The organism is Phenylobacterium sp. LjRoot219, from assembly GCF_964252995.1.
In the GTDB taxonomy this organism is placed as follows: domain Bacteria; phylum Pseudomonadota; class Alphaproteobacteria; order Caulobacterales; family Caulobacteraceae; genus Phenylobacterium.
Genome location: NZ_CAXUQI020000002.1, coordinates 1402827 through 1429006, shown reverse-complemented (window position 1 = coordinate 1429006; position 26180 = coordinate 1402827). Strand labels below are relative to the sequence as shown.

Sequence of the window (26180 nt, the reverse complement as noted above, 5' to 3'; positions counted from 1 at the left end):
TGATATGCGCTCAGCAGGCGAGTTTGGTGTGACAGTGCGCTACGCCTGCGCTCCCCCATCCAGCACTACTCCCCGCTGGACCTACTGCCGGGCGGCGGCCGCCGCCCGGCGTTCTTTTCTTGTTCGGTCTGTGGGGGAGGGGCGAGACGAACTGGGTGCCCGGCCGCGAGCTATCGCTGCGCTTCCTGGAGGCCAGGGCTTGGCGTCGCACCCGCCTAGTCGAACATCCGCATCCTGAGAGGCGATCCGCGTGAATGAGTTCCCCGCTTCAGAGTCCGCTTCCTCCGAGTGGCGCCGGCATTGGCCATTGGCCTTGGCGGCGGCGACCGGCTTCTCTTTGCATTCGGTCTCAAGCTACTCCATCGGCCTGTTCATGGAGCCGCTCGGTCAGGAGTTCGGCTGGGCGCGGGCGCAGATCTCCCTGGTCAGCGTCATCCCTGCGATCCTGATGGTGCTGTTTTCGCCGTCGATCGGGGCGTTCATCGACCGTTGGGGAAGCCGTCGCTTGGCCATCCCGTCCATCGCGCTTACGGCAGCGTCGCTGGCCATGATCAGCCTCGCCAACGGCTCCGTCCTGCAATGGATTGGCCTGTGGCTATTCTACGGGATCGTAAGCCTGGGCGTGAAGGCGACCGTGTGGACCACGGTCATCTCGGGGGCGTTCACCAAGGCCCGAGGCCTCGCTCTTGGCGTTGTCCTGTGCGGCACAGCTCTCTCACAGATATTCGCACCGCCAGTCGCGCAGACGTTGATCGACAGCCTCGGGTGGCGAGCCGCCTACATCATCCTGGGACTGGTCTGGGGCACGCCCTGCTTGTTGCTGGCGGTGCTGTTCTTACGCGACGTGCGCGGCGATCACGCCGGGCAGGTTCAATCCTCCGCCAAGGCCGCCGCGCCAGGACTGACCTTCAGGGAGGCGCTGCGAAGCCTTCCCCTGCTGAGGATCGCGGCCTCAACGCTCATTACGATGTTCGTCGGAACTGCAACCCTAATCCATCAGGTTCCGATCCTCACGTCGGCAGGCATCCCAAGGGCGGAGGCGGCCTGGCTCGCGAGCCTCGCAGGAGCCGCCGGCATCCTCGGCAAACTGCTTACCGGCTGGATGACGGATCGGTGGAACGCGAGCTGGATCGCGAGCATCAGCCTGACAGTTCCCGCGGCCGGATATGTCATGCTGATGGAGCCCCTGCGCACGCCGGTGCTGATCATCGTGGCCATGATGATCATCGGCTACACGGCCGGTACGAAGCTTCAGCTGTGCGCGTATCTGACGGGGCGCTACGGAGGCATGGCCCATTACGGGAAGATCTTTGGGGTGATGACCAGCATCGTCGGCATAGGCGGCGGGCTCGGATCGGTCGCGGCCGGTGCGATATTCGATGTCTTCGGCGGTTATGAGCCGCTTCTCGTGCTTGGCGTGATCAGCAGCTTCGTATGTGGCGCGCTACTCTTCAGGCTTGGCCCTTACCCCGACTGGACGGAAGTCGTTCCGCCAGCCGTCGGCCCCAAGCGTGTTCAGGACGACCGCGTCCGCATCGCATAACTGACACCTCCGGCGACCTCGCCCCGGCGATGTCTCAGGGCCGACCCCGGGCGCTTTAGGTTCGATATCACCATTCAGTCGAGCCTACGTAGCCTCGGCCGCATGGTGGCGCCTGCCGGGCGACGGGCGCTGCGGCCCGACGCCCGGTAGGCCTCCGGTTAAAACTTGGCCCCGACCTTCACGCCGTAGGACAGCGGCTCGGCCATGGCGCTGTAGTCGCCGAAGGGTGACCCGCCGTTGTAGTTCAGCAGGTATTCCTGATCGGTGAGGTTCGTGCCGAAGACCTGCACATAGTAGTTCTCTGAGGGGTGCGTCCAGGTTACCTGGCCGTTGAGCAGGGCGTACGCCCCTTGCTGGAACCGCTGCTTGCCCCGCAGATCGGCCGGCGCGGCCGGGCCATAGAGCGATGGGTTGTTGATGGCGTAGTTGCTAGTGAAGTTCACGTTCGCCGCCAGCAGCAGGCTGCCATAGGGCAGGTCCATCGTGTAGTCGGCGCCGACGTTGCCAGACACCTCCGGCGCCCGCGCCATCTGCTTGTCCGACCAATCCTGGATCTGGTTCGCGACGTTCAGCGTATTGGCCGCATTCACCCCGGTGCCCAGGGCGTTCGGGTAATTGCGGTAGCGAGCGTGGAGCAGAGACACGCCGCCGTGCAGGTTGAGGTTGTCGATCGGGCTGTAGGTCAATTCCACGTCCAGCCCATAGACCTCGGCCTTCGGGGCGTTGCCAAAGATCGTGGCCACGCCGCAGAGGCCCGGACCTTGCGGGCAATTCGGAATAGGCACCACCTGGTTCACGTTCAGGTCGCGGTAGTCGTAGTAGAAGGCCGCCGTTTCGAACCGGAAGTTCGACTGAGCCGTCTTGAAGCCGATCTCGTAGGCGTCGATCTTCTCGGGCTCGGAAGCGACGACCGGCAGGCCTGCCGAGGCGGCCGCGCCGGAGAAGTTGCCCGTCCGGAAGCCCCTGGACCAGGACGCGTAGACGTTTGTGCGCGGCGCGAGCTCATAGCGCGCGGTGACCCGCGGACTGAAGCTGTTCCAGCTGTCGTCGGCCATGCCGACGGCGTAGACGGAGCTGTCGGGGCGACGGTTATAGGTCGAGAAGCTCTTCTCGTCGTGGCTGTACCGCGCGCCTGCGGCGACGCTGAACCGGTCCGTCAACTGGTAGGTGGCGTCCAGGTACACCGCCCAGGCCTCAGTGACCTGGCGCGAGAAGGTGTTGAAGCTGAGGACGTGGTTCGGACCGAAGATCGCCGGCGCGGCCTGTCCATCCGAGTTCCTGATGAAGTCTCGATAATAGAGGCCGCCGACGATCAGGTCGAGCTTCTCGCCGACGTTGATGGCGTAGTCGACCGACTGTTGGAAGGTGCTCTGGCGGAACTTGATGTTCGTGAAGGTCAGATCGGCATAGGAGCCGTCGAAGTCGAAGTTGTTCTTCTGAACGGAGTCGCCGTACCCCGTATAAGACGTCAGCGTACCATGCGGCGTGTTCCAGGCGAGCTTCAGCGTGCCCTGGTTTTTGATCGCATACTGGACCGGCTCGCCGTTGAAGGCGACTTCGCCGACGCGCCGGACCCGCACCGGCGGGACCAGGGTGGGAATGCCCACATGGGCGTAGGTGCTGTAGTAGGCGATGCGGTTGTCCTGGTTGTAGCCGTAGCTGTAGCCCAGGGTCGCGACCAAGTCGTCGGTGACGTCCGCCTGGAGCTTGAGCCGCGTCGCCAGCATGCTCACCTTGCCGACGCGGTCGACATATTCGCCGACGGTCGTCGGGCTGATCTGTTTCAGATAGCCCGGAGTGTGGCGGTAATAGCCGGAGACGCTGTAGCGCAGGCGGTCGCTGATCGGGCCGGCGATGAAGCCGTTCAGGATCTTGTTGTCGAACCGGCTGTAGGTCGCGTCGAACTTGCCGGTCAGGGTCGTCGACGGACCGAGCGTGTTGATCAAGATCGCCCCGCCGGTGGCGTTCCGGCCATAGAGCGCGCCTTGCGGACCTTTCAGCACCTGGACGTCGGCGACGTTGGCCAGGTCGGCGTTGATGGTCGTCGAGCTTGGATCATAAAAGCCGTCGACGAAGATGCTGACGTTGTTCTCGACGAAGTTGCCGTTCGTCAGCGTGCTCACGCCACGGATCGCCGGCTGCAGGAAGGCGCCGGAGAAATTGATCTGAGTGCCGACGGCGATACGGCCGATGTCCTGGAAGCTGACGACGTTGGACATCTCCAGCGCTTCGTTGTTCACGACGCTAACCGACATCGGCACTTCTTCAAGTCGTTCCGAGCGACGCTGCGCGGTGACCACCACCTCCTGCAAGGTGCTCGAGGGGGGTTCGCCCTGCGATTGCGCTAGCGCGGGATGAGCTGCCGTAGCGAAGACCAACGCTGTCCCACAGAACAGTACTGCCTTGCCGCACCCTGACCGTTTCATACCTCTCCCTTTTCTTCTGCCGCGCTGCTACGACGCAGTCTGCTGCGATCCATTTGCTTCGAACGGACAGAGGTCTCGCGATCCCGCATCCAGCCCGTTCGTCTTGAAATTTGAGTTTTCTCGTCGGCCGATTGACCACGACCGTGCAGCTCACCCAGCCGCCGGCCCACTCGTCTCACTTGGGTTCGTGCAGTCCCGGCGATGAACACGGGATCAGCGCGCCGCGCCGCTCAGCCCGCACCGCCATCATTCTACGATCTCCCCTGCGCGCCGCCTTTCCGGCAGACTTGGCCTAACCATTTGGTTAGCATCCGCGACTTTGGTCAAGCAGCGATCTCCTGCCGGCCTGCTAGAGGCCGGTCTCCCTCTACGCCGCTCGGAGAGAACCGGCACGGCCTCTCCGGCGCGGCTCGACGCGGACCAACTTCTGAGGCGGGTTCGCTCTGCGGGTCAGCATCCGCAAACTTTAGTCGAGGTCGCCGACCAGACCACTCGCGCGTCGGGGTAGGGATCTAAGGTCCCGACGGCAGGCCGCGGTCTTCGGCATGTTCGGGCGTGGCTTCGCGGCCGATCGACGTGTTCGTTCCTCACGGACGGCTCACGAGCCGCGCAAGAGGCATCTCCGCAGGAGAGGCGGCACGGGATCGTCCATGATTTCGCCGTCGCCCATTCCTTCTTAGAGATGCCTCCGCGTCTCGCCTTAATTGAACGGACGCACGGTCAGCCGAAGCCAGACGGAGCGGCCGACGTCGGTGTAGCAGGCGACCTCGTCGATTCCCGCGATCCCCGCGCCGGTTCCACCCGTGACCTGACCGCCGATGATGCCGCCAGCATAGTTGGATGGCGAGCAGTTCCCCGATGTCAGTTTGTCGGTGATGTTCTTGCCGACCAGAGCGAGCTCCCATCGATTATCAGGACCGCGGAGGGCGGCGCTCACATCGACCTTCAGATAACCGTCCTGGTAGTTGTCGTTGTTCGGGCGGCCGGTAGCCAGGAAAGTCACGTATTTCGACGAATACTGGTTGTTGTTGCCGAGCGCGACAGTGAGGCCATGGCCGACCGGAAAGTCGTAATCGAAGCCGAAATTGGCCTGCCACTCGGGCGCGCGGATCAGCGGCGTGCCCGAAAGATCTTGGGCCGTGAAGAGCCCGGTGTTCGGATTCAGGAACCGGTTGCAACCGGCGGCGATCGTCTGGCCGCCATAGCAGGGAACGTTGTTCAGAGTCTTGTAACGGCCGCGGTTCCAGTTCAGCGCGGCGCTCAGGCCGAGACCCTTGATGGCTGCCGGACGATAGGCGGCGTCGATGTCGATCCCGTAGGTGCGCGCCGAGCCGGCGTTCACGGTGCGGATCACCGGGACGCCGCCCACCGAAGGCTCGATCGCGCCGACCTGCAGGCCGGTGTAGCGATAGTCGTAGGCTGCGACGTTGAGCGCGACCTGACGGTCGAGCAACCGGCTCTTCACGCCGATTTCGCCACCTTTGACCTTTTCGTCGCCGAACGCGTTGTTGCCGCCTGGCGGGGTGATGGTCGCGATACTGAATGACCCGGACTTGTAGCCTCTCTTATAGGCCCCGAATATCGTCAGGTCGCTGGTCGGCGTATAGGTGAGGGTGACTTCAGGCGCCGTGTTCTTGGAGCGAATGCTCGGCACGGCGACGGGTACGACGACGGGCCGGCCGGTCAGGAAGTTTTCCACCTGCTCGCTGCGCTTCTCGTCGGTCCAACGCGCACCGCCGGCCAATTCCAGCTCGGGCGTGATCTTCCAGCGCAGCTGACCGAACACTGAATAGGTCTTGATGTCGACGGACGTGAGCCCGTTCATCACGAAGGCCGGGAAGCGATAGTTGGGGTTGCCTCGTCCGACGACACGGTCGTTGATTCGCCCGTCCTGGTAGAAGGCGCCCAGAGTGAAGTTCACCGGATTCTCGAAGTCGCTGTTCAGCCGCAGTTCCTGCGTAAAATCGCGGCGCTTGAAGCGGTTGTCGAATACCAGAGTGGGGGCAGCTGCTGTGGTATGGGTAGTGTTCACCATGCTCTTAGAGCTGAGCTGGTAAATGGCCGTCGTCGACGTCACACCCAGGTAGTCGAGCGGCTGATAGTTCAGCTCGACAGTTCCATATTTCTGGTTGTTTTCCAGGAAGGGAACGCCGTTGTTGGGCACGCCTGGGAAGGTCGCCGGGTTCATGTAGACGACCCGAAGATGCTTATCCAACTTGCAGTCGTCGCCGCCGATGAAGGGTATCCCGAAGGGGGCGGAGCCGACCCCGTCCGGGCAAGAGGTCAGCTGCTGGGTCTCGGCGTCAATCGCGCGGTCGTGCACCAAGTTGAATTTCATCCGCGCGTCGAACTTCTCCGTCGGGTTCCAGAGGAGAGTTGCTCGGACAACGTAGCTGCGGGGCCGCGGCTCGCGCCTGTAAGGATCGACGGCGCCGGTCGAGGTCACGGCGACCGCGTCGTTTGTGAAGTATCCCTCGGCTTGCGAGTACATGCCCGATAGGCGCGCCTTGAGAGTATCCGTAACCGGCCCAGAGATGATCAGTTCGCCCCGCCGCTCGTCCGCGACGAACTCATACCCGGCGCGGGCGATGAGCTCGAACCTGTCGGTCGGATCAGCGGTCGTGAGCGAGATCACCCCACCCGGGCTGCTCTTTCCGTAAAACAGGGCCTGCGGCCCCCTCAGGATCTCGACCTGACCGAGGTCGAACATGGCGCTTTGGAACGCGAGGCCTTGCCCCAGCGACAGCCCGTCGATGTTCAGGGACACCGACTGGTCCACGCCTGGATCCGACGAACTGGTCCCGACCCCGCGAATGGAGATCTGCGTGCCGATGGAAAGCAGGGCGTGGCCGAGATTGAGGCCCGGCGCGAGCTTCGGCAGGTCCGTCAGATCCGTGACCTGAAATCTGTCCAACTGCTCCGCAGATATGACGGTCTCGATCACCGGCACCTGGAGCAGGGACTCCTGCCGCTTACGCGCCGTGACGATGACCTCCGTTAATTGCGTTTGTTCGGCCGCTTGGCCGGCCGGCTGCGCTCCGGCCGGTGCGGCCGAAATAAGGCCAGCCAAGGCCGTGGTCGCGCAGAGAACAATCCTCTTGCGAATACAGAGCATAATGCCTCCCCCTTCGTGTTGCTTGCTAGCCGAAACCCTGGCGACCTTGGTTGCGTCTTAATGTTCGCCTCGGCCGCTCTGCGGGCCGCCTATGTCATTGCGGCCGACGCAAGCTTCTCGCTCTCGCGCCAGAGACGTTCGGCGGCCTCTGCATCGCTTGCGAAGGCGCTCGTCGGGACGGTCTTACGCTCGTGCCAATACTGGCCGCTGGAGCGCGCCGGCTCATCGGCGACGGCGAGCCAGATAAGGGTGTCGGCGCCCTCTTCGACGCTGATCATGCCGTGCTCGCGCAGGAAGGCCTGGGTGGCCGGATCGACGTAGCTGATGAAGTTGGTGTCGACCGCGCCCGGATGCACCGCGTGCACCACGATGCCGGAGTGGCTCAGCCGCTTGGCCAAGGCCCGGGTGAACAGGACGTTGGCCAGTTTGGCGTTGCAGTAGGCGACCATCGGGACGAAGCCCTCGAACATCTGGAGATCGTCCCAGTTCAGGCCTGGGGTCGCCTCATGGGCGCTGGACGAGGTGTTGATGATCCGAGTCGCGCCGGGGGCGGCGTTTGCGGCCGTCTTGGTGAGCAGCGGCAGCAGCCTGTTGGTGAGAACGAAGTGGCCGAGGTGGTTCCCCGCGAATGTCGCCTCGTTCCCCTCCACCGTGATCACCTGGGCGTCGGACGCACCCCCGGCGTTGTTGAGCAGGACGTCAATCTGGTCGGTTCTGGCGGCGATCTGGTCGGCTAGCCGTGCAGCCTGGCCCAGTAGCGAAAGATCGGCCTGGATGAGGTCCACGGAGACGCCCGGACGCGCGACGGCGCGGATCTCGGCCTCTGCTGCCGTCGTGCGTTCCGGGTGGCGGCCCTGGCCGATGATGCGCCATCCTTGGGCCGCCAGCGCCTTGGCGGTGAAGAGGCCAATGCCTGAGCTGGCGCCGGTGATCACCGCGACCCGTGGATACCTGTCCATCACGTTTCTCCGTGTTTGCTAGTTCGAGACGACGCGGTCCTCACCACGCGCTGGGCGCCGCCGCTGGCGGGCGGCCGATCGGGGGCGGCTTGGGCGATGCTCCGGCGCCCGAAGGCGGAGCCGCTGCGAGCTCAATCGCCGGACAGCTTCCCTTCGGGCTGCACCCAGCCTGAGGGCCGCTCAGGTCACCCCGCGTACGTAGGCGTCGATCGTGCCCGAGCAGGCGATCTTGTCGCCGTTCGCCAGGTCGGCGTACCGCTGGATGTCGTCCGCGACGGATGGGCTGCGGTTCCCGCAGCTGCAGGGTTCCCATGTCGCCCGGATCTTGTCCCCGGAGATCACCCCGCCCCAGCGTCCCTCCATGGAGAGGTCGAAGAAGGCGGCGCGCCCCTCCACCTCGCCGGCCTTCGGCGGCTCGATCAGACTCTCGCCGGATTCATCGAGCAGCAGGAGCATGAGCCAGGGCGGCACATGGTAGCGGCCGGCGGTGCAGCGGAAGCTGTTCGTATTCAGCTCTTGCATTCCGTAGGACTGCACGACCCGCTCCGGAGCAAAATTGAGGGTCTCGAAGATGATGTCGCGCCAGTTCGATGGCAGCTGCTCACGCTTGAGCCCGCCGCTCGTGAAGGTGCTGTTCTTCTGGAAGTCCTTGCCGCTGTAGCCCTTTGAACGGACCCGCTCCGCCACACGAAAAAGGGGGGCTGGCATCCCCATGATATGCAGGTCCATGTGGCGGCTCTCGATGATCGCCTCGGCCGCCTGCTCAACGGATGCCTCAATGGCCTTTTCCCGCTCGAGCGCCTGGCTCTCGTAGTAGGAGACCTCCGTCGGCTTGGCCGTGCCGTCCGCGATCTTCTTGCGCAGGACCACCATCTCGACGATCCCGCCGATGGTGATGGGCGGGACATCTGGAACAAAAGGTTGCACGTCCGGGGCATTGAAGGCCTCGGCCATCGGCCGGCCGCTGGCGCGATTGCGAGGCGTCGACGCCACCTGGCCGATGCTGATCATGCGCCGGTCGCGGTTCGGCTTCAAACCGGCCCAGATCAAGCCCTGAAGGAGGCTTCGACCGGCGAACTCGAGATCTCCGCTCGTGGCGTTCATCATGGCGCACTTACCGGTCGTGCCGCTTGAGCAGGAGACGTAATGGCCCTGCTCCTCCAGCCGAAGGAGCCAATCGTCCAGGCCGCCGATGTGCGCGGTGTCGAAGGCCTGCACCTGATTTGTGGAGACCGTATCGAGCCACCGGCTGAGGCGATCCCACTTCTGCTCCATCAGCCAAGTCTCGGGATAGCTCTTGTAAGCGGTGTGGGCGAACAAGAGAGGGACGATGTCCGCCATCACTGCAACGGCGCTGACCTTTCCGCTTTCGGCGCGGTTCTGCAGAAGCTTGATCTTCTCGACATGGTCTTTGAACCGCGCGTCGACGGCTGCAAGCTGCCGCGGCAGCACCTCGGCGTAGTCATAATCGAAGGGGTTTTCGGAGTCGGCCAAGCCTACCAGCCGGTCCGCTTCGGAGCTGAGATCAGCCGCCAGTTTCACTTCATCCTCCCTTCGCCGGAGCTTGGCGTCGTTCGGCTCCGGTCAGTTCTTCGCAGCCGACTTGTTTTTTGCGTCGGCTTGCACGCACTCTCCTTTACCTAATGGTAAAACGCAACGAGATTCACCGGCCGGTAAAAATCCTGATCGAGGGCTTGGCGCCGCGGGGGCTCTCGGTTTGGGCGTGCCCGGCGGGAAACAGCGGTGTACGGTTGGAGCAATGTCCGAGATCACCCCCAGCCGGGCGCGTCGCAAAACTTCGCTCGCCGCGAGTACAGTCACGCGCGATGCCCTCATAGACGCAACCGAGCAACTGATACGGGAAGAGGGATACGCCGCGGTCACGGCGCGGAAGATCGCCGAGAAGGCTTCGATCAAAAGCCACCAGATTATATACTACTATTTTGGCACTCACGAAGAATTGCTTCTCGAGGTCTTCCGACGCCGAGCGGAGGGAACGCTTAAAACGCTTGATAGCGCGCTGAATTCAAGTAATCCTCTAAGATCCCTCTGGGAGTACTATAGCGATCCGAATGGTAGCTGGTTCGCCATGGAGTTCATGGCGGTGGCCAACCATCTAGAGAGCATCCGCGCGGAAATTGCCCGGTACGGCGCCGAGTTCCGGAAATTGGAGATTGAAGCTATCTCGCGTCACTTTGCGGGACGCGGCCTCCACGAAACAGTTACGCCCGCTGTCCTGAGCCTTGCCATGGCGAGCTTGGCGCGCGTGATGGGGCGCGAGGCGACGCTCGGCCTGACAGTCGGCCACGACGAGGTCGAGGCGTTCATGGAGACCTATCTGCGCCAGTTTGATGCGGGGCGAGCGAACTCTTAAGCGCAGCACAGATTGGCCGGGGCGAGCGGCCCGGATCGCGCAGCGTTCTCCCTGCGCAGGAGCGTCCTGCCTACTGCTGGGTGGTGACGTTCTCACCTGGGTGTGTGGGGTCCTGGCGAAGTCGAGCAAGGGCAGGGGATTGGACGGCGGGAGGCGCGGAGTCCTCACCGACGCCGCCGCGCCGAGACGTCGGGAACGTCCGGGCCGCCTCCGGCTCCCGATAGCACGACATCCCCACAAGGGCTGGAACTGCCCGGGCGGCGATTGGCCCAATCGATAGCATCTTGTGTTACATGAAATAACATAATAAGCCTTCATCAAACGCGGGTCCCCGGGCCCGCTCTGAGCTGTGGGAGAGAGAACCTTGGGCAAGCACTGCGACGAGCTGCTGAGCCGTGCGGGCACGGCCGACGCCTACGCCGCCTACGACGAGATCCACGAGGCCCAGGTCGCGGCGATCAACGAGCGGCTGCAGGAGCAGCGCGGCAAGATCAAGCTGGTCGACATGCGCGCCAAGGAGGCGGGCGTCGACGAGGTGCGCAGCCTGGACGACGCCGTCCCGCTGCTGCTGCCGCACACCGCCTACAAGAGCTACCCGGAGAGCTTCCTGAAGGAGAAAAAGTGGGACCGGCTGACCAAGTGGCTGGGCACCGTCTCCGCCTATCCAACGAACAATGTGGATCTGTCGGACGTCCGCGAGATCGACGACTGGGTCGAAGCCTGCGGGCGCGCGGGCCATTTCGTGTCCTGCTCGAGCGGCACGACCGGCAAGTCCGCCATGCTGGTGGCCTCCAAGGCTGACCTCGACTTCGCCAGCCGCGACGGCGTCGCCGCCGTGCAGTGGGGCTCCGACATTCGTGCAGGCGACATGCGGACCATGGCCGGGCCCGCCGGCGCTGTCGCCTTCACGCCGCGGAATGCGGCGATGGGCCAGGCGATGCTGGGCGCATTTGTTGATCCGGCCGCGCCGCGGGTCCAGTCCGGCCTGCCGCCGGTCACGGTCGGCTCGCTCACCAAGATGATCACGCTTCGGCAGGCGATCGCCGACGGCGCCGCCAAGCCGTCCGACATCGCCGAGTATGAATCCCAGGCCGCGTCACGTGAGCAGGGCCTCGCCGACGCCCTGGCCGGCTCGGTCGAGGACATCATCAGCAAGCGCGGCGAGCGGCTCTACATCACCGGCATGTGGGGCGCGCTGTATCCCTTCGCCGAGGCGATCCGGGCGCGCGGCTTCAGCGGCAAGGACTTCCACCCGGAGAACGCCGTGTACCTGGGCGGCGGGCTCAAGCGCGCCAACCTTCCGGCCAACTACCGGGAGTACGTCTACGAGACCTTCAATCTGCAGCCCCGCTACATCTACCAGATGTACGGGATGCAGGAGCTCAACAGCTCCATGCCGCGCTGCCAGGAAGGCGGTCGCTACCACCTTCCGGCCTGGGTCGTCGCCCTGCCCCTGAACAAGGAAGGCGACGCCCTGGTCCGGGGCTACGCCGACGGCGAGGTCGAAGCGCGCGCGGCCTTCTTCGACCTCTCCATGGACGGACGCTGGGGCGGGGTGATCTCGGGCGATCGCGTCCAGATCGACTTCCGGCCCTGCGCCTGCGGCAGCAAGTCGCCGTCCATCAGGGACGACATCGCCCGTTATTCGGATCTCGAAGGCGATGACAAGATCGGTTGCGCGGGCACCGTGGACGCCTACGTCCGCGGGCTTTCGTGACGCTCGGCTGAACCCAAGTCTCCTGGAGCAGATCCATGACCATCCTGGCCGATACCCAGAGCGCATCGAGCGGCGTCGATTCCGCGCCCTTCTTCATCCGCGGCAAGGTCGTCGAGGGCCTTGATCAGGTCCACCGGTCGCGAGACCTCGGCGTCGAGTTCGCGACGCCGAAGATCGATCTGGACAGCCTCGTGCATCCGCGCACGGAGCTGCCGCCGCTTCTCAACACGCCTTTGTCGGAGATCATCGACTTCCTCTACGAGGCTGGACAAAAGCTGGCGGACCCGAACAACGCCCACGTCCAGGCGACCATCGACCGGATGGCCAAGGTCAGCCTCCAGCCCCGGAAGTCGATCGAATATCAAATGCAGAGCTCGGTCGAGTATCTCGACCGCAAGTCGCTATGGGAGCTGGTCGAGCAGAACTTCCCGAACCCCAAGGCGCTCGACGGGTGGGTTCCGCACACCGACCACCAGGGCCGGCGCAGCTTCATCCGCGCGTTCGCGCCGCGGCTGGTCCACGTGCTTCCCGGCAACGCCCCCAGCCAGGGCATCCGCTCGATCGCGCAGAGCGCGCTGGTGAAGTCCGTCAGCCTGTTCAAGATGGCCTCGGCCGACCCGTTCTCGACGGTCGCCTTCCTGCGCACCATGGCGGAGGTGGATCCGGACCACCCGGTCGTCCGCTCGATGTCGGCGATCTACTGGCGCGGGGGCGAGGAGAGCGTCGAGCGCGTCCTCTACCGGCCGCAGTACTTTGACAAGCTCGTCGCCTGGGGCGGCGGCGATGCGATCAACAACGTGATGAAGTACATCGGCCCCGGCTTCCAGCTGGTGTCCTTCGATCCGAAGACCTCGATCTCCATGGTCGGCAAGGAGGCCTTCGCCAGTGACGAGACCCTGAGCGAGGCCGCGGCCCTGAACGCCTTCGACGTCTCGATCGGCGGCCAGGAGCCTTGCGTGTCGAGCCGCTTCACCTTCATCGAGGCGACACCGGAGCAGGCGGATCGCTACTGCCAAGCTCTGGCGGAGCAGATCCGTATCGACCGTTTCGGCGAAGGCACGCCGCGTCCGCTCGACAGCGAGTTGAAGGAGCAGATCGACGTGCTGCGGATGATGGATGACGACTACGCCGTCTTCGGCGCTAGCGACGGACGGGGCGTCGCCATCCGCTCGGAGGAGCCGGTCGATTTCCATCCGCTGCGTAAGACATCAAATGTGGTCTGCGTGCCCAGCCTCATGGATGCGCTCAAGCATGTGAACGTTGCGACGCAGACGGTCGGCGTGTATCCGTTCGAGCGAATGGCCGAGCTGCGTGATCATCTCGCTAGCGCCGGCGCGCAGCGGGTCGTTCGGCTCGGCGAAGCCGGTCCCAGCGCGATCGGCAACCCGCACGACGCGATGTATCCGCTGCACCGGTTCGTTCACTGGATGGCGAACGAGGACGGTGTCGAAGGCTGATTGTCGTACAGCTTAGCCGGGAAGCGGGGCTAGCGGCGGCCGCGCTTCCCGGCTACTCGTGCGGAGCATTGAGTTGGGGGAGCTGCGCTGGCCAGACCGCGGACCACGACACCAACGAAGCCCGACGACGCCCGGGCCCAGCGCTCGCTTGAAGCTCTGCGATCCGCCTTTCTTGATCTGCTTGAGCGCAAGCCGCTCGAGCAGATTGCGATCAAGGACATCACAGAGGCCGCCGGCCTGAGCTACCCGACGTTCTTCCGTCGCTTCGCCAGCAAGGAAGAGCTGCTCGAGGGTATCGCAACCGAAGAGGTCAGGCGCCTGCTCTCGCTGGGCCAGCAAGCCATGTCGCGTGGGCGAGGCGAGAGCTCGGCGGAGGAGCTCTGCAGCTATGTGCAATCTCGTCGAAGGCTCTGGACGGTCCTGCTTAACGGCGGCGCCTCGTCAGCGATGCGCCAGGAGTTCAGCCGCATATCGCGGGAAATCGCGACCGTCGGGCCGCGAGCCAACCCCTGGATCCCCGAGGAGCTTGCCGTGCCATTTGTGACTAGCGGCATCTTCGAGATCTTCTCCTGGTGGATGCGCCAGCCCGAAGACTACCCGATGGAGAACGTGGTCACGCTGTTCAATGCGCTGATCGTCGATGTGACCGGCCGCCGGCGCAACATCTCCCTGAAATGACGACCTCTGGCTGAACTCCTCGCTCGGTTGCACCGAGGCTGCTTGAGCCGGGATGCAGCACCTTGCCGTAGGGGATTTCTTCTATAAGGCGAACTGGAGCCAGAGCTCGACCGTGCACATCAACGGCCGGCGCTATGTCGATCGGGCCTATCCGGTCACGGATGTGCGGGTCTACAGCAACGCCGAGAGCACCGAGCTAACCCTCAACGGCAGGTCCCTGGGCACGCGAACCGACTGCCCACAGATGACCTGCGTCTGGCCCGCCGTGCGGCTCGATCCGGGCGAAAACGTCCTCGTGGCCTCGGGGCGGTTCCCTGGGACCGAGGCGCAGGATCGCATCGTCTGGAAGCTGGCGCCGGAGACGGCGCTGCAGATCCGCATCGACAGCGGAGCCCTGATGGCGCCGCAGTCCACGACGGCCCGGTTCGGATCGGACGCCTTCTTCGTTGGCGGCGAGGCCAGCAGCCTGAACAAGGCGGCGGACTACGGCAAAGTGGCGATGAAGCGCCTGCCGCTGGTTTGGGATGCGCGCTGACTGTGGCTGTTCTCGGCGTCGCGCCCCCGCGTCCATCCATTCGCTTTAAAGGTTGAGATTATGGACGCAGACGCCGATCGCTACAGGCAAGAGGCCATGCTTTTGGTCAGATTAGCCGAATGCATCTCGTTCCGCCCCGACAAGGAGGAGCTTTTGATGCAAGCGCAGGCCCTGCGTGAGCGCGCAGAAGAAGTGGAGGCGGGGTCGAACGGGGGAGAGAAGCGAAGGGCTTCGGCGTGAGCCGCCTGGGCCGTTAAAGCCAATCAGGGTCTCCCCACGGGCGCTGGTTCCTAGGGGGTTGGGAGCGACCCGTTCGACGCCGCGAGGGTCTCGGCGACGGCCACCTTCATCGACGAGCCCAGATAGACGACGCCATAGGGCTTTCGAGATGGGCCTGCGGGCTGAACCGGCTGGGCGCGCGTCCGAAACCCAACGGATCAGGGAAAATCCGCTGGTAGAGCCGGAGCCATCTCGCGCCGACGTGCTCCTCGTGCAGGATGAGCGGCCGGCGCGCAAATGCCTCCGGCGGATCGGGCCCCACTCAGCCGAAGTCCCCGCGCGCCTGGCCCTCGGCGAGGTCCAGCACCTGATCGACCTTGCCCGCTCGCAGGCGGTCCTTGGGGGACTCACCGCCGAACGCGGGCGCGGGCTGGCTAAGGAACCGGAACACCGCCCAGGGGCTGTCGCCAAACAGTTCGAACAGCTTCGGCAGACCCGGCAGTAGCCCGCCATCCTGCGTCACCTGCCAAGCTGGATAGCGGACGCCGCGCTTGGCGCCCTGCAAGCCAAGCACTTCACCGCGCTTGAGCTTCTGGCGGACGGTTTCGCGCGTGGCGCCGATCAGCGTTGCGAAGTTATCGGCGCCCAGCATCTCCGGGCCAGCCAGCACCTTCGCGGCGCGCATCGCGCCTCGGGCGCGGGCTTCCCGGAGGGCAACGTCCAGGTCGTCCTCTTCCGTCCGCGCCCGTCGGCGCATGGCCAACCCGCCAATCCGCGCGGCGAGTGCCGGCACGTCCTTGATCGGCGGCGCGCGTACCACGAGCTCCGCCAGATAGCGAACGCCGCCAAGCTCGGGGAACGCCAGGTCCTTGGCGAACCGCTCGGCCATCCGGATCGGCTCAACGAGTTCACCGGTCTGGCGTGTATCCCACATGGCGGTGAACAGACGCTGGTGAAACGGCTCAGAAAAGTCTTCGGCGGTGAGGGTCGGGCCCAGGCTGTCGAAGCCGTCATTATCGAGGAGCAGCGCGCCGAGCAGGGCCTCTTCCGCCTTGAGATCGACGACGGGCGAACTCTCAGCATCGAGCGGCTCGGCCCCGATCTCGACCTGAGGCGATCCACCTTGCAGAAGAACGGTGAGCTTCATCGGGCGGCCCGACCAGTAGGCAGTGCGGACCGCGTCGTCGACCTGCTGCAGTACGGCTGCTAATCCTGGACCGTTCCCATCTGAGCGTCGACCGCCCCCCGCCGCGCCGCGGAAACGCCCGGTGTCTGCGGTTCGCTGACCGACCCCTTCGCTCCCGCGGGTCTTTCTGGTGACGGCGCTGGCCATAGCGACCTCCTGAAGATGCCAAGTTGGGCAGTCTCGTCAACTTCGTCAAGCACGGATCGGTTCCACAGTTCAGCCCGATGTCGATCCGCCGGGCGAGCGGAGATTATGGAGGTGCTCACGTGGGGCTTCGCGGAAGCGCCAGTTCGAATGCGTTCAGCGTTTCATCGAAGGCCGCCCAGCCGGGGCTAAGGGCAAGCTTTCGGCGTCCGAGAGCGAACCGCTTTACCGGGCCAGGTAGGGTTCACAGGCGCGTCCGTCCCCGTCGCGATCCAGCCGCTCCCGATAGCCTGGATCGCCTCGGTGGATCGAATAGACGCCTGCGGCGTGCGCGGCCGCGCAATTGGGGAAGTAGCGGAAGTCGGGCTCCCCGCTGGCCGCTCCACGCATGCTCGGTGCGAACAGACCGCCAGCGGCGCGAGCGCCTGCTATCAGGTTCGGTGCGAATAGGCCCCCAGTAAGGACCGCCGCGAACACCCCCACAGCCGCGAGCACAAGCTGCACAGTGGTGAGCTGGCGGAGGCGCCATTTGAGCCGGTGCAAGCGCATTCCTGGGATGAGAAGCCAACGAGCCCAATGGTCAAGCTTTCCAGAAGGGCCGAGACCCGTGGCGCTACGCGCGAAGCTCGTCTCAGTGAGGCGGAGACAAGGATGCCGAGCCGGAACCGGTCGGCTCCGGCCGCTCCGATTACGCGCGTTTGCTGATGGCTCATGCCAGCATCCCGGCGTCGACCAGGAGGGTGCTTCCGGTCATGAAGAGCGCCATGTCGGACGCGCAGAACAGCGCGACGCGCCCGATGTCGTCCGGCACGCCGATGCGACCCAGCTTGCTGCTCTGCATGGGGATGGTGGCTTCCGCCTGGGCTGGTGCGGACGAGAAGTTGGTCTCGGTCTTGATCACGCCTGGCGCCAAGGCCAACACGCGGATGCCGTGGGGCGCCAGTTCCAGAGCCATTTGGCGCGTCGCACCGACCACGCCATGCTTAGAGGCCACGTAGGCCCCGAGGCCGGGAGAGATCCCCGCCAAGCCGGCGAGCGAGGCCACGTTGATGATGACCCCTCCTCGCTGGTTGGCGATCATCGAGCGCGCGGCGGCGCGGGATCCGGCAAACACTCCACGGAGATTGACGTCCATCACCTGATCCCAGGTGTCGTCGGTCATCTCGAGCAGCGGGACGAAGGGGAAGATTCCCGCGTTGTTCACCCAGATGTCGATGGCCCCAAGCTGCGTCTCAGCCAGTTCGGCGGCAGCGTTGATTGCGGCCGTGTCGGCCACATCCAGCCGGGTTGAAATGACACGGCCGTCGCAGGATGCACTCAGCTCGGCCGCCGTTTCTCGAGCTAACACGTCGTTGAGATCTGCGATCAGAACGGAAGCCCCGGCCTCGGCGAACCGACGAGCGATCGCCTTGCCGAGCCCCTGCGCCCCGCCAGTTACAACTGCGCATCGACCTGACAGGGACGTCAGTTCAGCAATGCTCTTGTCCGATACGTCGGCGATGGTCATGCCGTGAACCTCGTCTGTGAACTTGTTGCGCCGACCGGTGCGCGTCAGTGGTCCAGTCGCTCGAAGAGCCGCACCGAAGCGCGCGAAGGGTGATTAGGGTGGAGGCCACGGGATCGCCGCTCCCGACCGTCACAAGGGCGTTCGCGGCTCACCTAGCCTCCTGGCTCGCTCGATGGCGTTTGCGAGCGCGTAGCTTGAAATCTCGTCGAGGCTGATTGCCAAACGGCCCAGGCAGCCGTCATGTCCCATTTGGGACAATGGCGACGGAGGACCATGGTGACACGTCAGGGGGAGCTCGAGCTGCTTTGCGCCCTGGTTGAGGGCGCTCTCGAGCCGTCCCCTTGGGCAAGATTTCTCGACCTCTTGCGGCAGGCGACGTCAGCGGACGGCGCCATCATGAATCTCCGCATGCTCGGAAGACCGTTCGAAGAGGTGCTGACGCTGGTTTCAGGCGAGACCGTGAAATGGGTGCAGGATGCCTACCGGCAGCACATTTTTCCCCAAGACTTCATGGTGGATAAGACGCTGCACTCCGTCGAGGGGCGCGTCTACGCGCTGGATGAGTTGCTGGGACCACCTGGCGATCCTCGGTCCGATGGTCATCGGCGCGTCCTGGCCATGGAGCACATCACTGCCCTCAGGCAGGTCCGAGTCGAAGAGCCCTCCGGCGTTCATGGATGGCTGACGCTCGTCCGCCGAGGAGAGGACTTCCTGCCAGCGGACGACGTCCTGCTCACCGAGATCGCACGCGTATTTCGCGGCGTCCTGCGGCAGTATGTGGCGCTCGAGCGACTTCAGTTCGAGGCGTCTCTGACAGGAGAAGCCGTTCGGCGGCTTCAGTTCGGCTGGATCACCCTGGACAGCGCCGGCCGGGTGCTCGACTGCGACCAGCATGGCGCGCACGTGTTGGCGCATTCAGGCGTGCTGAGCCGCTCCCGCAGCGGACGCCTTGTGGCCCGACCACAGGAGCTCGAGCAGGAGCTTATTCGCCTCATCGGGCGTGTCGCCTCCAATCCTGCGAGCCGGCCACGCGCCATCACCATAAGCCGGGATCCCTGGCTGGACATGCTGCTCCTGCCTGCTGAGCGCCGGTCGATCTCGGCCACGGCGGCGCCTGCCGCCATCGCGTATGTCCATGGCGACAGCTGGGGCTTGGTCGAGTGCCGCGACCAGCTCGCTGAGCTGTTCCGCCTGTCGCCGCGCGAGGCCGAAATGGCGCTCGCGCTATGCCGAGGCATGACCATCGCCGAGGCTGCGGAGGAGTTCGGCGTCGCGGTTGGGACGGCCCGGAATCAGACCAAGGCCGTCTACGCCAAGACCGGGGCTCGCGGGCTGCCGGACCTCGTGCGCATCGTCATGCGAAGCGTGCTGGCAATTGCGTCTGCGCCCGATCCGGCCAGCCGGGTCTCAGCCGAAGGCGTCACAGGGCTGGATTCGTGAGCTAGCGGGTATGTTCAGCTGCTTCGGAGAGCCTGGACTACAGGTGGAGGTTCTCCCGGAAGGTCCGACCCTCGTACTCGGTGCGGTAGATGCCGCGCTTCTGCAGGATCGGGACGACCTCGTCGACGAACGCCGCGACGGAGCTCGCCATCACCGTCGGGGTGACGTTGAAGGCGTGGCAACCGGTCTCGCGCCAGATCTGCTCAAGCTGGTCGGCGACCTGCTCGGGCGTGCCGACGATCTGCGGGATGCCGATGGCGAGGCCATAGCGGATCGCCGCCTCGCGCAGGGTGAACGGCCGGTCGCCGAAGCCGGAGGCCATCGCCTTCATCAGGCCCTGCGAGGCCTGGGTCTGGATCTCTTGCAGCGGCCGGTCGAGCTCGTAGGCGCTGAAGTCGACGCCGAGCGTGCCGGAGATGCGGGTCAGCGCCGCCTCGATTGGGATCCGCTCTTCCAACGCCTTCAGGTGCGCCTTGGCCTCGGCCTCGGTGCCGCCGAGGATCGGCTGGACGCCGAAGGAGACCTTCGGCTCGCGCGCGCCCTGCGCAGCGGCGGTGGCGCGAAAGTCGTCCATGAACTTCTTCATGCCGGGCAGGTTCGGCTGCACCGCGAAGACCACGTCGGCGTGGCGGATCGCAAACTGCTGGCCGCGGCCGGAGGAGCCCGCCTGGAACAGCACCGGGCGGCCCTGCGGCGAGGGCCAGACGGGGCCGACGGTCTCGCAGTTGAAGTATTCGCCGGCGTGGCGGACCCGCGCCACCTTGTCCGGGTCGGCGAACTGGCGGGTGGCCTTGTCGGCCAGGATCGCGCCCTCGCCGACGCTGCTCCACAGGGCGTAGCAGAGCTCCATGTACTCGTCGGCGCGATCGTAGCGCTGGTCGTGCGGCAGCTCCGGCAGGCCGTAGGCGCGGTGCTCGCCGCGCAGGTGGCCGGTGACGATGTTCCAGCCGGCGCGGCCGCCGCTCAGGGCGTCGAGCGAGCCCAGCGTGCGGACGACGGAGTACGGATGATTGGCGCCGGTGGAGATGGTCGCGGCGAGGCCCAGGTGTTCGGTCGCCGCTGCGAGCGCGCTCAGCAACACCACCGGATCGTGGGTCGGCCAGCAGACTCCGTAGCGAACCGCCTCGTCCACCCGGTCTCTGTACCGGTCGAAGACGCCGGGCGTGTCGGCGAAGAACACCCCGTCGAACTTGCCGCGCTCGAGGGTTCGCGCGAGATCCTGCCAGAGCCGGACGTCGGCCATCGCCTGGAGGCGGTTGTCGCCCGGGTCCGCCCAGGTGCCGATCGTGTGGTTGATCGGCGAGTGGATCAGGAAGCTGACGAGGTGGATCTGATCGGCCACGGTTTATCCCCTAGAGGTCGCGCAGGTAGAGCTGGCGGCCGGCGACCGGCATCGGCGCGGTCAGGATCGTCCCCGTGCGCGACTCGGTGATGTAGAGTGTCCTGTTGTCGGGACCGCCGAAGGCGCAGTTGGTGGTGTTGATCCCGCGTGGGGATTCGATGCGCAGGATCGGCTCGCCGCGGGGATTGAACACCCACACCGCGCCAAAGCCGTTGTGGCAGACGACCAGGTTGTCGGCCTCGTCGATCGCCAGGCCGTCCGGGCCGCTGGTCCCGCCGCTCAGATAGACGAAAACGCCGACCTTGCTGATGTCGCCGCCCGGCAGCAGCGGCACCTTCCAGACCGCGTTCATGCGGGTGACGGCCAGGTAGAGCATGGTCTCCGCCTTGTTGAGCACCAGGCCGTTCGGGCTCGGGATGTTGTCGAGCAGGCATTCCAGCCGGCCGTTGTCGGCGCGCAGGCGGAACAGCCGGCCGGTCGGATCGTGCAGGCCGGTCTGGCCCATGTCGGTGAAATAGACGTCGCCGTTCTTGGCCACGGTCAGGTCGTTGCAGCCCTTGAACGGCTCCAGCAGGTGGCGAGTGATGAAGGGCTCGACCGTCCCGCGCTTCGGATCGAACAGCATCAGGCCGTGATGGTGGTCGGCGATCAGCGCGCGGCCGTCTTTCAGGAACTTCAGCCCGTTCGGCTGGCCGTCATACTCTGCGCCGAGCGAGACCTGGCCGCCCGGCCCGATCTTGAACAGCCGGCCCCAGGGGATGTCGGTGACCCAGAGAGTTCCCTCGCTGTCGAAGCACGGCCCCTCGAGAAAGGTTGGCGTCGACGCGCCGTGAAATTGGATGTTGATCCACTCGTTCGGCTCATGGCGCCCGAACTCGGCGGGGATTTCCGTGAAGGCCTGCGCGTCGATCTGGGGAGGGGCGGCGAACATCAAGTCTCTCTCAGGCTGGCCCAAACTGTTTGGACGTAGCGCGCACCGTCCGCTGCGACTGCCGCGCCCCCGTTCATCGGTGGAGCTCACGCAGCAGGGTCCGGACAGGCGGGCGCCCGCCTGCGCGCCGATGTCCCTCCATAATCCGTCGCGGCTGGTCTCCTCCTCGGCTTGCCGGCGCTGGAGCCCCTGATGGCGCAGGGTTGGCGACCGCGTCATGTCCCATTTGGGACAAGCGAAATCGCGGACGGCCGTTGATGCGACCCTGCACTCGGCCCGCTCTCCTTATCCCATATGGGACAGGACGGATTGGTTTGCATTTGCCATTCCCCACGATCCCTACTCGACAGGTCAACGGATGCCCCAGCTCACAGTCACTACGCGCGCCGGCGAAACCTACAAGCTCGAGGCGCCGATTGGCATGAGCGTCATGGAAGTGATCCGCGACGGCGGCGTCGACGAATTGCTCGCCCTGTGTGGGGGCGTGTGCTCCTGCGCGACGTGCCATGTGTATGTCGATCCCATCTGCGCCGGCCTCTTGCCAGCGGCCAGCGAGGACGACGAGAGCGACCTGCTCGACAGCTCGAGCCACCGTGACGCCCGTTCGCGCCTCTCGTGTCAGATCCGGATGAGCGAAGGTCAGGACGCGCTTCGCGTCACGATCGCTCCTGAAGACTGACCCTGAATCACCTGAAAACTGAAAATCGCTGAGCCCGAGCGGAGAGCGGATATGCAACGCCTGGAAGACCGTGACTTCTTCACGGATCACGAGATCCTCGTCGATCCCTATAGCTACTTCGACGCCATCCGCGCCCTGGGCCCGGTCTACCAGCCGCCGGGCCGCGACTACGTCATGGTCACCGGATCCGACGAGCTGCTGGAGGTCATGAAGAACAACCGTGACTTCTCATCGATCATCGCGTTGCAGGGCGCTGCCGCGCCGTTGCCCTTCCAGCCCGAAGGCGCGGACATCGCCGCCGAAATCGAGGCCAATCGCCCCAAGTTTCTCGGCGGCGACCTGCTGGTCAACTACGACGACCAGCGCCACGCATTCTCTCGTGCGCTGCTGAGCCGGCTGTTCACGCCCTCGCGTCTACGCGCCAACGAGAAGTTCATCAGCGAGTACTCCGAGCAGCTCGTCAGGGACGCGGTCGCCAACGGCGGCGTCGAGCTGATCAAGACCATCTCGACTCCCTTCGTGACCATGGTCATCGCCGATCTCCTGGGCGTACCCGTGGAGGATCGGCAGATCTTCATGGATGCGATCGAGGCGGGGCCGCCGCCCGGCAGCCTTGACCAGAACGAAAACGATTACACGGCCGAGACCCACCCCCTGGTGGTGATGGGCGCGGACTTCATGAACTACGTGCAAGACCGCCGCGCCAACCCGCGCGACGACGTCATGTCGGAGCTGGCGAACGCGAAGTATCCCGACGGATCGACGCCGGAGGCGATCGAGATCGTCAACCTCACCACCTTCCTGTTCGGCGCCGGGCAGGACACGAGCGCCAAGCTGCTCGGCAACGCGATGCGGTACATCATCGACCAGCCGGGGCTGCAGGATCGCCTGCGCGCCGATCCGTCGCTGATCCCTCAGCTGCTCGAAGAGGTGCTCCGGCTCGAGGGCTCGTCGAAGCAGACGACCCGCCTCGCGCGCCGCGACACGCAGATCGGCGGGGTAAAGATCCCCGCCGGCACCAAGGTCATGCTCTGCCTTGGCGGCGCGAACCGCGATCCGCGCCGCTGGGAGGATCCAAACGCGTTCGTGCTCGACCGGCCGCGGATCCGGGAGCACCTGGCCTTCGGCCGCGGCGCGCACGTCTGCGCGGGGGCGCCGCTCGCGCGCGTCGAAGTGCGCGTGATCCTTGAGAAGTTCCTCGAGCACGCCGCGGACATCGACATGGACGAGGCCAAGCACGGCCCGCGCGGCGCCCGGCGTCTCGCCTACGAGCCGAGCTTCATCATCCGCGGCCTGTCCGAGCTGCATCTCAAGCTCACGCCCTCCGCAGCCTGAGGCCGGCCGAGCGACGTCCAACATCAACGGAGAACACCGCATGTCCCTGCGAGCGCACTATCAGAACGCCTATGTCACCCACGACCTCGACAAGGCGATCCAGATGCTCGGCGAGGTGCACGGGGTTCAGGGCTTCTGGCCGATCGAGGCGGATTTCAGCCTGAAGACGCCGGACGGCGAGAAGTCCGCCCGGATGCGGGTGGCGCTGGCGTGGGTGGACAAGCTGCAGATCGAGCTGATCCAGCCGATCTCCGGCTTCACCGACATCTATTCCGCCTACCTGCCTGCGGACGAGGCGGACGCGAGTCCGCGCCAGCATCACATCGCCGTGCGGCGCGACGACCTCGACGCCATGCGCGCCGAGGTCGCGCAGCTCGACGCGCCTGTGGTGTTTGAAGGCGAGGGGCCCGGCCTTCACTACGTCCTGATCGACGCCCGTAAGAGCCTCGGCCATTACCTCGAATATGTGTGGGCGACGCCGGAAGGCCGGGCGATGCTGGGATGGCCGAGCGAGGGCGCGTAAGCCTTGGCTAATCCGGAGGATGGCATGCAGATCAACCGGATCGACGCCTGCCGCTGCCTGTGCGGCGAAGGGCCTGTGTGGGACGAAGTCGAGCAGGCACTCTACTTCTTCGACATCGGCCGGCAGCTGATCCATCGCTACGAGCCGTCCATCGGATCGCTGCGGGAGTGGACGCTGCCGCAAGGCCCAGGCGCCATGGCGCTGCGCGTGCGCGGCGGCGCCGTGGTCGCCATGAAGGACACGGTCTACGCTCTCGACTTCGCGACGGGCGCCCTGGCGCCGATCGTCAGCGCCGGTGACCAGCCGCCGCGCGCGACCTTCAACGACGGCAAGGTCGACCGGCAGGGGCGCTTCGTCATCGGCTCGTGCGAGACCGACATGCATGACCCCAAGCCGATCGGCGGGCTCTACGGCCTCGAGCCCGACGGCCGCCTGACGCGGCTGGGCGGCGACATCACCTATTCGAACAGCCCTTGCTTCTCGCCAGACGGCAAGACGCTCTACTTCTCCGACAGCGCCCGCCATACGATCTTCGCCTTTCCCTACGACCAGGAGACGGGCCGCGTCGGCGAGCGCCGGGTGTTTGCGGACACCCAGGCGCTGGGCGGCATGCCGGACGGCGCCACCGTCGACAGCGAAGGACGGGTGTGGGCCGCGATCTTCGGGGGCGGCAAGATCGCCGCGTTCACGCCCGAGGGAGCGCTCGAGCGCGTTGTCGATCTTCCAGTGTCGCTGCCCGGCAGCGTCATGTTCGGCGGCCCGAACCTCGATCAGCTGTACGTCGTGACGATTGATCCGGCCTTCTTCGGCAACCCCGCGGAGGAGGGCGCAGGATACACCTACGTCGTCGAAGGGCTGGGGGTGCGCGGCCTGCCTGAACCGCGCTTTGCCGGTTAAGGGCAGCCTGGTCGAGACTGCGGCGGCTTGATCTCACCACGCGGGCGCGCGAGGCGTCGCGTCCCTTCCCGTTGGAGATTCAGATGGATCTGAGCAAATGTTCGGCGCTCGTAAGCGGAGGCGCCGGAGGGTTGGGCGGCGCAACATCGCGCCGCCTGGTCGAGCTCGGCGTAGGCGTCGTGATCTTCGAGTACTCTGGCGAGCGTGCGAGAGCGCTGGCTACCGAACTCGGCGATCGCGCGATTCCCTTCGAGGGCGATCACAACGATGACGCGGCGGTCGCGGCCGCGATCGAGCAGGCGCGCAGGCTGGGAACGTTTTCGATCAACGTGAATGCGGCCGCCGTGTCCCTGCCTACTCCGGCGACCGCTGATGCGGCGGGAGTGGCCCATGACATGAGCGTCTTTCGCGCGATGATCGACATGCATCTGCACGGGCCGTTCAATATTTCTCGGCTGTCCGCCGCCGCGTTCGCCGCCAACGAGCCCGATCAGGACGGGCAGCGCGGGGTGATCATCAACACGTCCTCGACAGCCGCCTGGGAGGGGCAGGCGAAGCAGGTCGCTTACGCTACAGCGAAGGCCGGCATCGCCGGCATGACCTTGGCGATGGCTCGCGACCTGGCCGCGATCGGCGTGCGGGCCTGCGCCATCGCACCGGGGCCGATACTCACGCCGCGGCTGGCAGGCGCATCCGACGCGCTCCAGGCGGAGCTGATCAAGAACATAGCCTTTCCCAAGCGCTTCGGCCGGCCCGAGGAGTATGCGTCGCTTGTGGAGGCGATCGTCCGCACGCCGTTCCTTAATGGCCAGACCATCCGTCTAGATGGGGCGCTCGGCACACCTCTCGTTGAGATGACGCCACCGCGGAGACCCTGATCACGCGGCGGCGCGCCAGGCGAGGGGCTATCGGCCCGGGATAGGGCACGACTCAGCGAGTCCCACCGGACGGATCCGAAAAGCTGCGCCCCGGATCACCCTCAACGTGGTCGGCCTTACCGCCTACGTCTGGCTCGCATCGAGGAGGGCTAAGCGATGCTCGGTGGCCGAGCGAAGCCGCCGCTAACGCGGGATGCAGACCCGACAACGACGCCGGAACTCCTGATGAGAGCCGGTCTCCCAACCGCTCGCCGCTTTGAGGCAATGCGCCTGAGAGGGCGGCCTGCTATTCAGC

At 65.4% G+C, this 26180-nt stretch carries 21 protein-coding genes and 1 pseudogene; 13 read left to right on the top strand and 9 right to left on the bottom strand.

Features of this window, described 5'->3' with window-relative positions:
* Window positions 1-250 precede the first annotated feature (250 nt).
* Window positions 251-1543 carry an MFS transporter gene (locus tag ACSQ14_RS24660; RefSeq protein ID WP_436017516.1) on the top strand — a complete coding sequence of 431 codons (1293 nt, stop codon included), beginning with the start codon at window positions 251-253 and terminating at the stop codon, window positions 1541-1543.
* 158 nt (window positions 1544-1701) lie between these two features.
* Here the strand turns inward: ACSQ14_RS24660 and ACSQ14_RS24655 are convergent, their stop codons facing one another.
* The 4 genes from ACSQ14_RS24655 to ACSQ14_RS24640 form a co-directional block, all read right to left on the bottom strand.
* Complete coding sequence (locus ACSQ14_RS24655; RefSeq protein WP_436017514.1) at window positions 1702-3969, bottom strand: TonB-dependent receptor; 2268 nt, start codon at window positions 3967-3969, stop codon at window positions 1702-1704.
* A gap of 700 nt (window positions 3970-4669) precedes the next feature.
* A complete protein-coding gene (locus ACSQ14_RS24650) occupies window positions 4670-7084 on the bottom strand; it encodes a TonB-dependent receptor (protein WP_436017512.1) in 2415 nt (804 codons plus the stop codon).
* 89 nt (window positions 7085-7173) lie between these two features.
* Window positions 7174-8043 (bottom strand): SDR family NAD(P)-dependent oxidoreductase, encoded by an 870-nt coding sequence (locus ACSQ14_RS24645; RefSeq protein ID WP_436017510.1) that lies wholly within the window; start codon window positions 8041-8043, stop codon window positions 7174-7176.
* A 180-nt stretch (window positions 8044-8223) separates the two neighbouring features.
* Window positions 8224-9585 (bottom strand): hypothetical protein, encoded by a 1362-nt coding sequence (locus ACSQ14_RS24640; RefSeq protein ID WP_436017508.1) that lies wholly within the window; start codon window positions 9583-9585, stop codon window positions 8224-8226.
* Window positions 9586-9802: 217 nt separating this feature from the next.
* On the opposite strand from ACSQ14_RS24640, the gene ACSQ14_RS24635 reads away from it, so the two are divergent.
* The 6 genes and pseudogenes from ACSQ14_RS24635 to ACSQ14_RS24610 all read left to right on the top strand — a co-directional run bounded on the left by ACSQ14_RS24635 (window position 9803) and on the right by ACSQ14_RS24610 (window position 14804).
* Window positions 9803-10417 (top strand): TetR/AcrR family transcriptional regulator, encoded by a 615-nt coding sequence (locus ACSQ14_RS24635; RefSeq protein ID WP_436017506.1) that lies wholly within the window; start codon window positions 9803-9805, stop codon window positions 10415-10417.
* Window positions 10418-10781: 364 nt separating this feature from the next.
* The gene (locus ACSQ14_RS24630; RefSeq protein ID WP_436017504.1) at window positions 10782-12134 is read left to right on the top strand and encodes a hypothetical protein; all 1353 of its coding nucleotides are present in this window, start codon (window positions 10782-10784) and stop codon (window positions 12132-12134) included.
* 35 nt (window positions 12135-12169) lie between these two features.
* Complete coding sequence (locus ACSQ14_RS24625; RefSeq protein ID WP_436017502.1) at window positions 12170-13591, top strand: acyl-CoA reductase; 1422 nt, start codon at window positions 12170-12172, stop codon at window positions 13589-13591.
* A gap of 87 nt (window positions 13592-13678) precedes the next feature.
* Window positions 13679-13870: pseudogene (locus ACSQ14_RS24620) on the top strand (TetR/AcrR family transcriptional regulator); the annotation flags it as partial.
* Window positions 13871-14122: 252 nt separating this feature from the next.
* Window positions 14123-14269: a hypothetical protein gene (locus ACSQ14_RS24615; protein ID WP_436017500.1), complete on the top strand. Its 147-nt coding sequence runs from the start codon at window positions 14123-14125 to the stop codon at window positions 14267-14269.
* Between the two features lie 52 nt (window positions 14270-14321).
* Complete coding sequence (locus ACSQ14_RS24610; RefSeq protein WP_436017498.1) at window positions 14322-14804, top strand: DUF4982 domain-containing protein; 483 nt, start codon at window positions 14322-14324, stop codon at window positions 14802-14804.
* Between the two features lie 541 nt (window positions 14805-15345).
* On the opposite strand, the gene ACSQ14_RS24605 is transcribed toward ACSQ14_RS24610, so the two are convergent.
* The 3 genes from ACSQ14_RS24605 to ACSQ14_RS24595 form a co-directional block, all read right to left on the bottom strand.
* Window positions 15346-16170, bottom strand: coding sequence for a DnaB-like helicase N-terminal domain-containing protein (locus ACSQ14_RS24605; protein WP_436017496.1), 825 nt, complete (start codon window positions 16168-16170; stop codon window positions 15346-15348).
* A 408-nt stretch (window positions 16171-16578) separates the two neighbouring features.
* Window positions 16579-16743 carry an excalibur calcium-binding domain-containing protein gene (locus tag ACSQ14_RS24600; RefSeq protein ID WP_436017616.1) on the bottom strand — a complete coding sequence of 55 codons (165 nt, stop codon included), beginning with the start codon at window positions 16741-16743 and terminating at the stop codon, window positions 16579-16581.
* Between the two features lie 319 nt (window positions 16744-17062).
* Window positions 17063-17860 carry an SDR family NAD(P)-dependent oxidoreductase gene (locus tag ACSQ14_RS24595; RefSeq protein ID WP_436017494.1) on the bottom strand — a complete coding sequence of 266 codons (798 nt, stop codon included), beginning with the start codon at window positions 17858-17860 and terminating at the stop codon, window positions 17063-17065.
* A gap of 396 nt (window positions 17861-18256) precedes the next feature.
* Between ACSQ14_RS24595 and ACSQ14_RS24590 the strand changes: the two genes are divergently transcribed.
* Complete coding sequence (locus ACSQ14_RS24590) at window positions 18257-19300, top strand: helix-turn-helix transcriptional regulator (protein ID WP_436017492.1); 1044 nt, start codon at window positions 18257-18259, stop codon at window positions 19298-19300.
* A 37-nt stretch (window positions 19301-19337) separates the two neighbouring features.
* Here the strand turns inward: ACSQ14_RS24590 and ACSQ14_RS24585 are convergent, their stop codons facing one another.
* Together ACSQ14_RS24585 and ACSQ14_RS24580 are read right to left on the bottom strand one after the other, a co-directional pair.
* Window positions 19338-20642 (bottom strand): NtaA/DmoA family FMN-dependent monooxygenase, encoded by a 1305-nt coding sequence (locus tag ACSQ14_RS24585; RefSeq protein ID WP_436017490.1) that lies wholly within the window; start codon window positions 20640-20642, stop codon window positions 19338-19340.
* A 10-nt stretch (window positions 20643-20652) separates the two neighbouring features.
* On the bottom strand, window positions 20653-21573 hold the full coding sequence (locus ACSQ14_RS24580) for an SMP-30/gluconolactonase/LRE family protein (RefSeq protein ID WP_436017488.1): 921 nt from the start codon (window positions 21571-21573) through the stop codon (window positions 20653-20655).
* A 358-nt stretch (window positions 21574-21931) separates the two neighbouring features.
* Between ACSQ14_RS24580 and ACSQ14_RS24575 the strand changes: the two genes are divergently transcribed.
* The 5 genes from ACSQ14_RS24575 to ACSQ14_RS24555 all read left to right on the top strand — a co-directional run bounded on the left by ACSQ14_RS24575 (window position 21932) and on the right by ACSQ14_RS24555 (window position 25885).
* Complete coding sequence (locus tag ACSQ14_RS24575; protein ID WP_436017486.1) at window positions 21932-22252, top strand: 2Fe-2S iron-sulfur cluster-binding protein; 321 nt, start codon at window positions 21932-21934, stop codon at window positions 22250-22252.
* A 174-nt stretch (window positions 22253-22426) separates the two neighbouring features.
* Window positions 22427-23587 (top strand): cytochrome P450, encoded by a 1161-nt coding sequence (locus ACSQ14_RS24570; RefSeq protein WP_436017484.1) that lies wholly within the window; start codon window positions 22427-22429, stop codon window positions 23585-23587.
* Window positions 23588-23627: 40 nt separating this feature from the next.
* On the top strand, window positions 23628-24110 hold the full coding sequence (locus ACSQ14_RS24565; protein ID WP_436017482.1) for a VOC family protein: 483 nt from the start codon (window positions 23628-23630) through the stop codon (window positions 24108-24110).
* 24 nt (window positions 24111-24134) lie between these two features.
* Window positions 24135-25007, top strand: a complete 873-nt coding sequence (locus ACSQ14_RS24560; RefSeq protein ID WP_436017480.1) for an SMP-30/gluconolactonase/LRE family protein — start codon at window positions 24135-24137, stop codon at window positions 25005-25007.
* Window positions 25008-25090: 83 nt separating this feature from the next.
* Window positions 25091-25885 carry an SDR family NAD(P)-dependent oxidoreductase gene (locus ACSQ14_RS24555; protein ID WP_436017478.1) on the top strand — a complete coding sequence of 265 codons (795 nt, stop codon included), beginning with the start codon at window positions 25091-25093 and terminating at the stop codon, window positions 25883-25885.
* Window positions 25886-26180 lie beyond the last annotated feature (295 nt).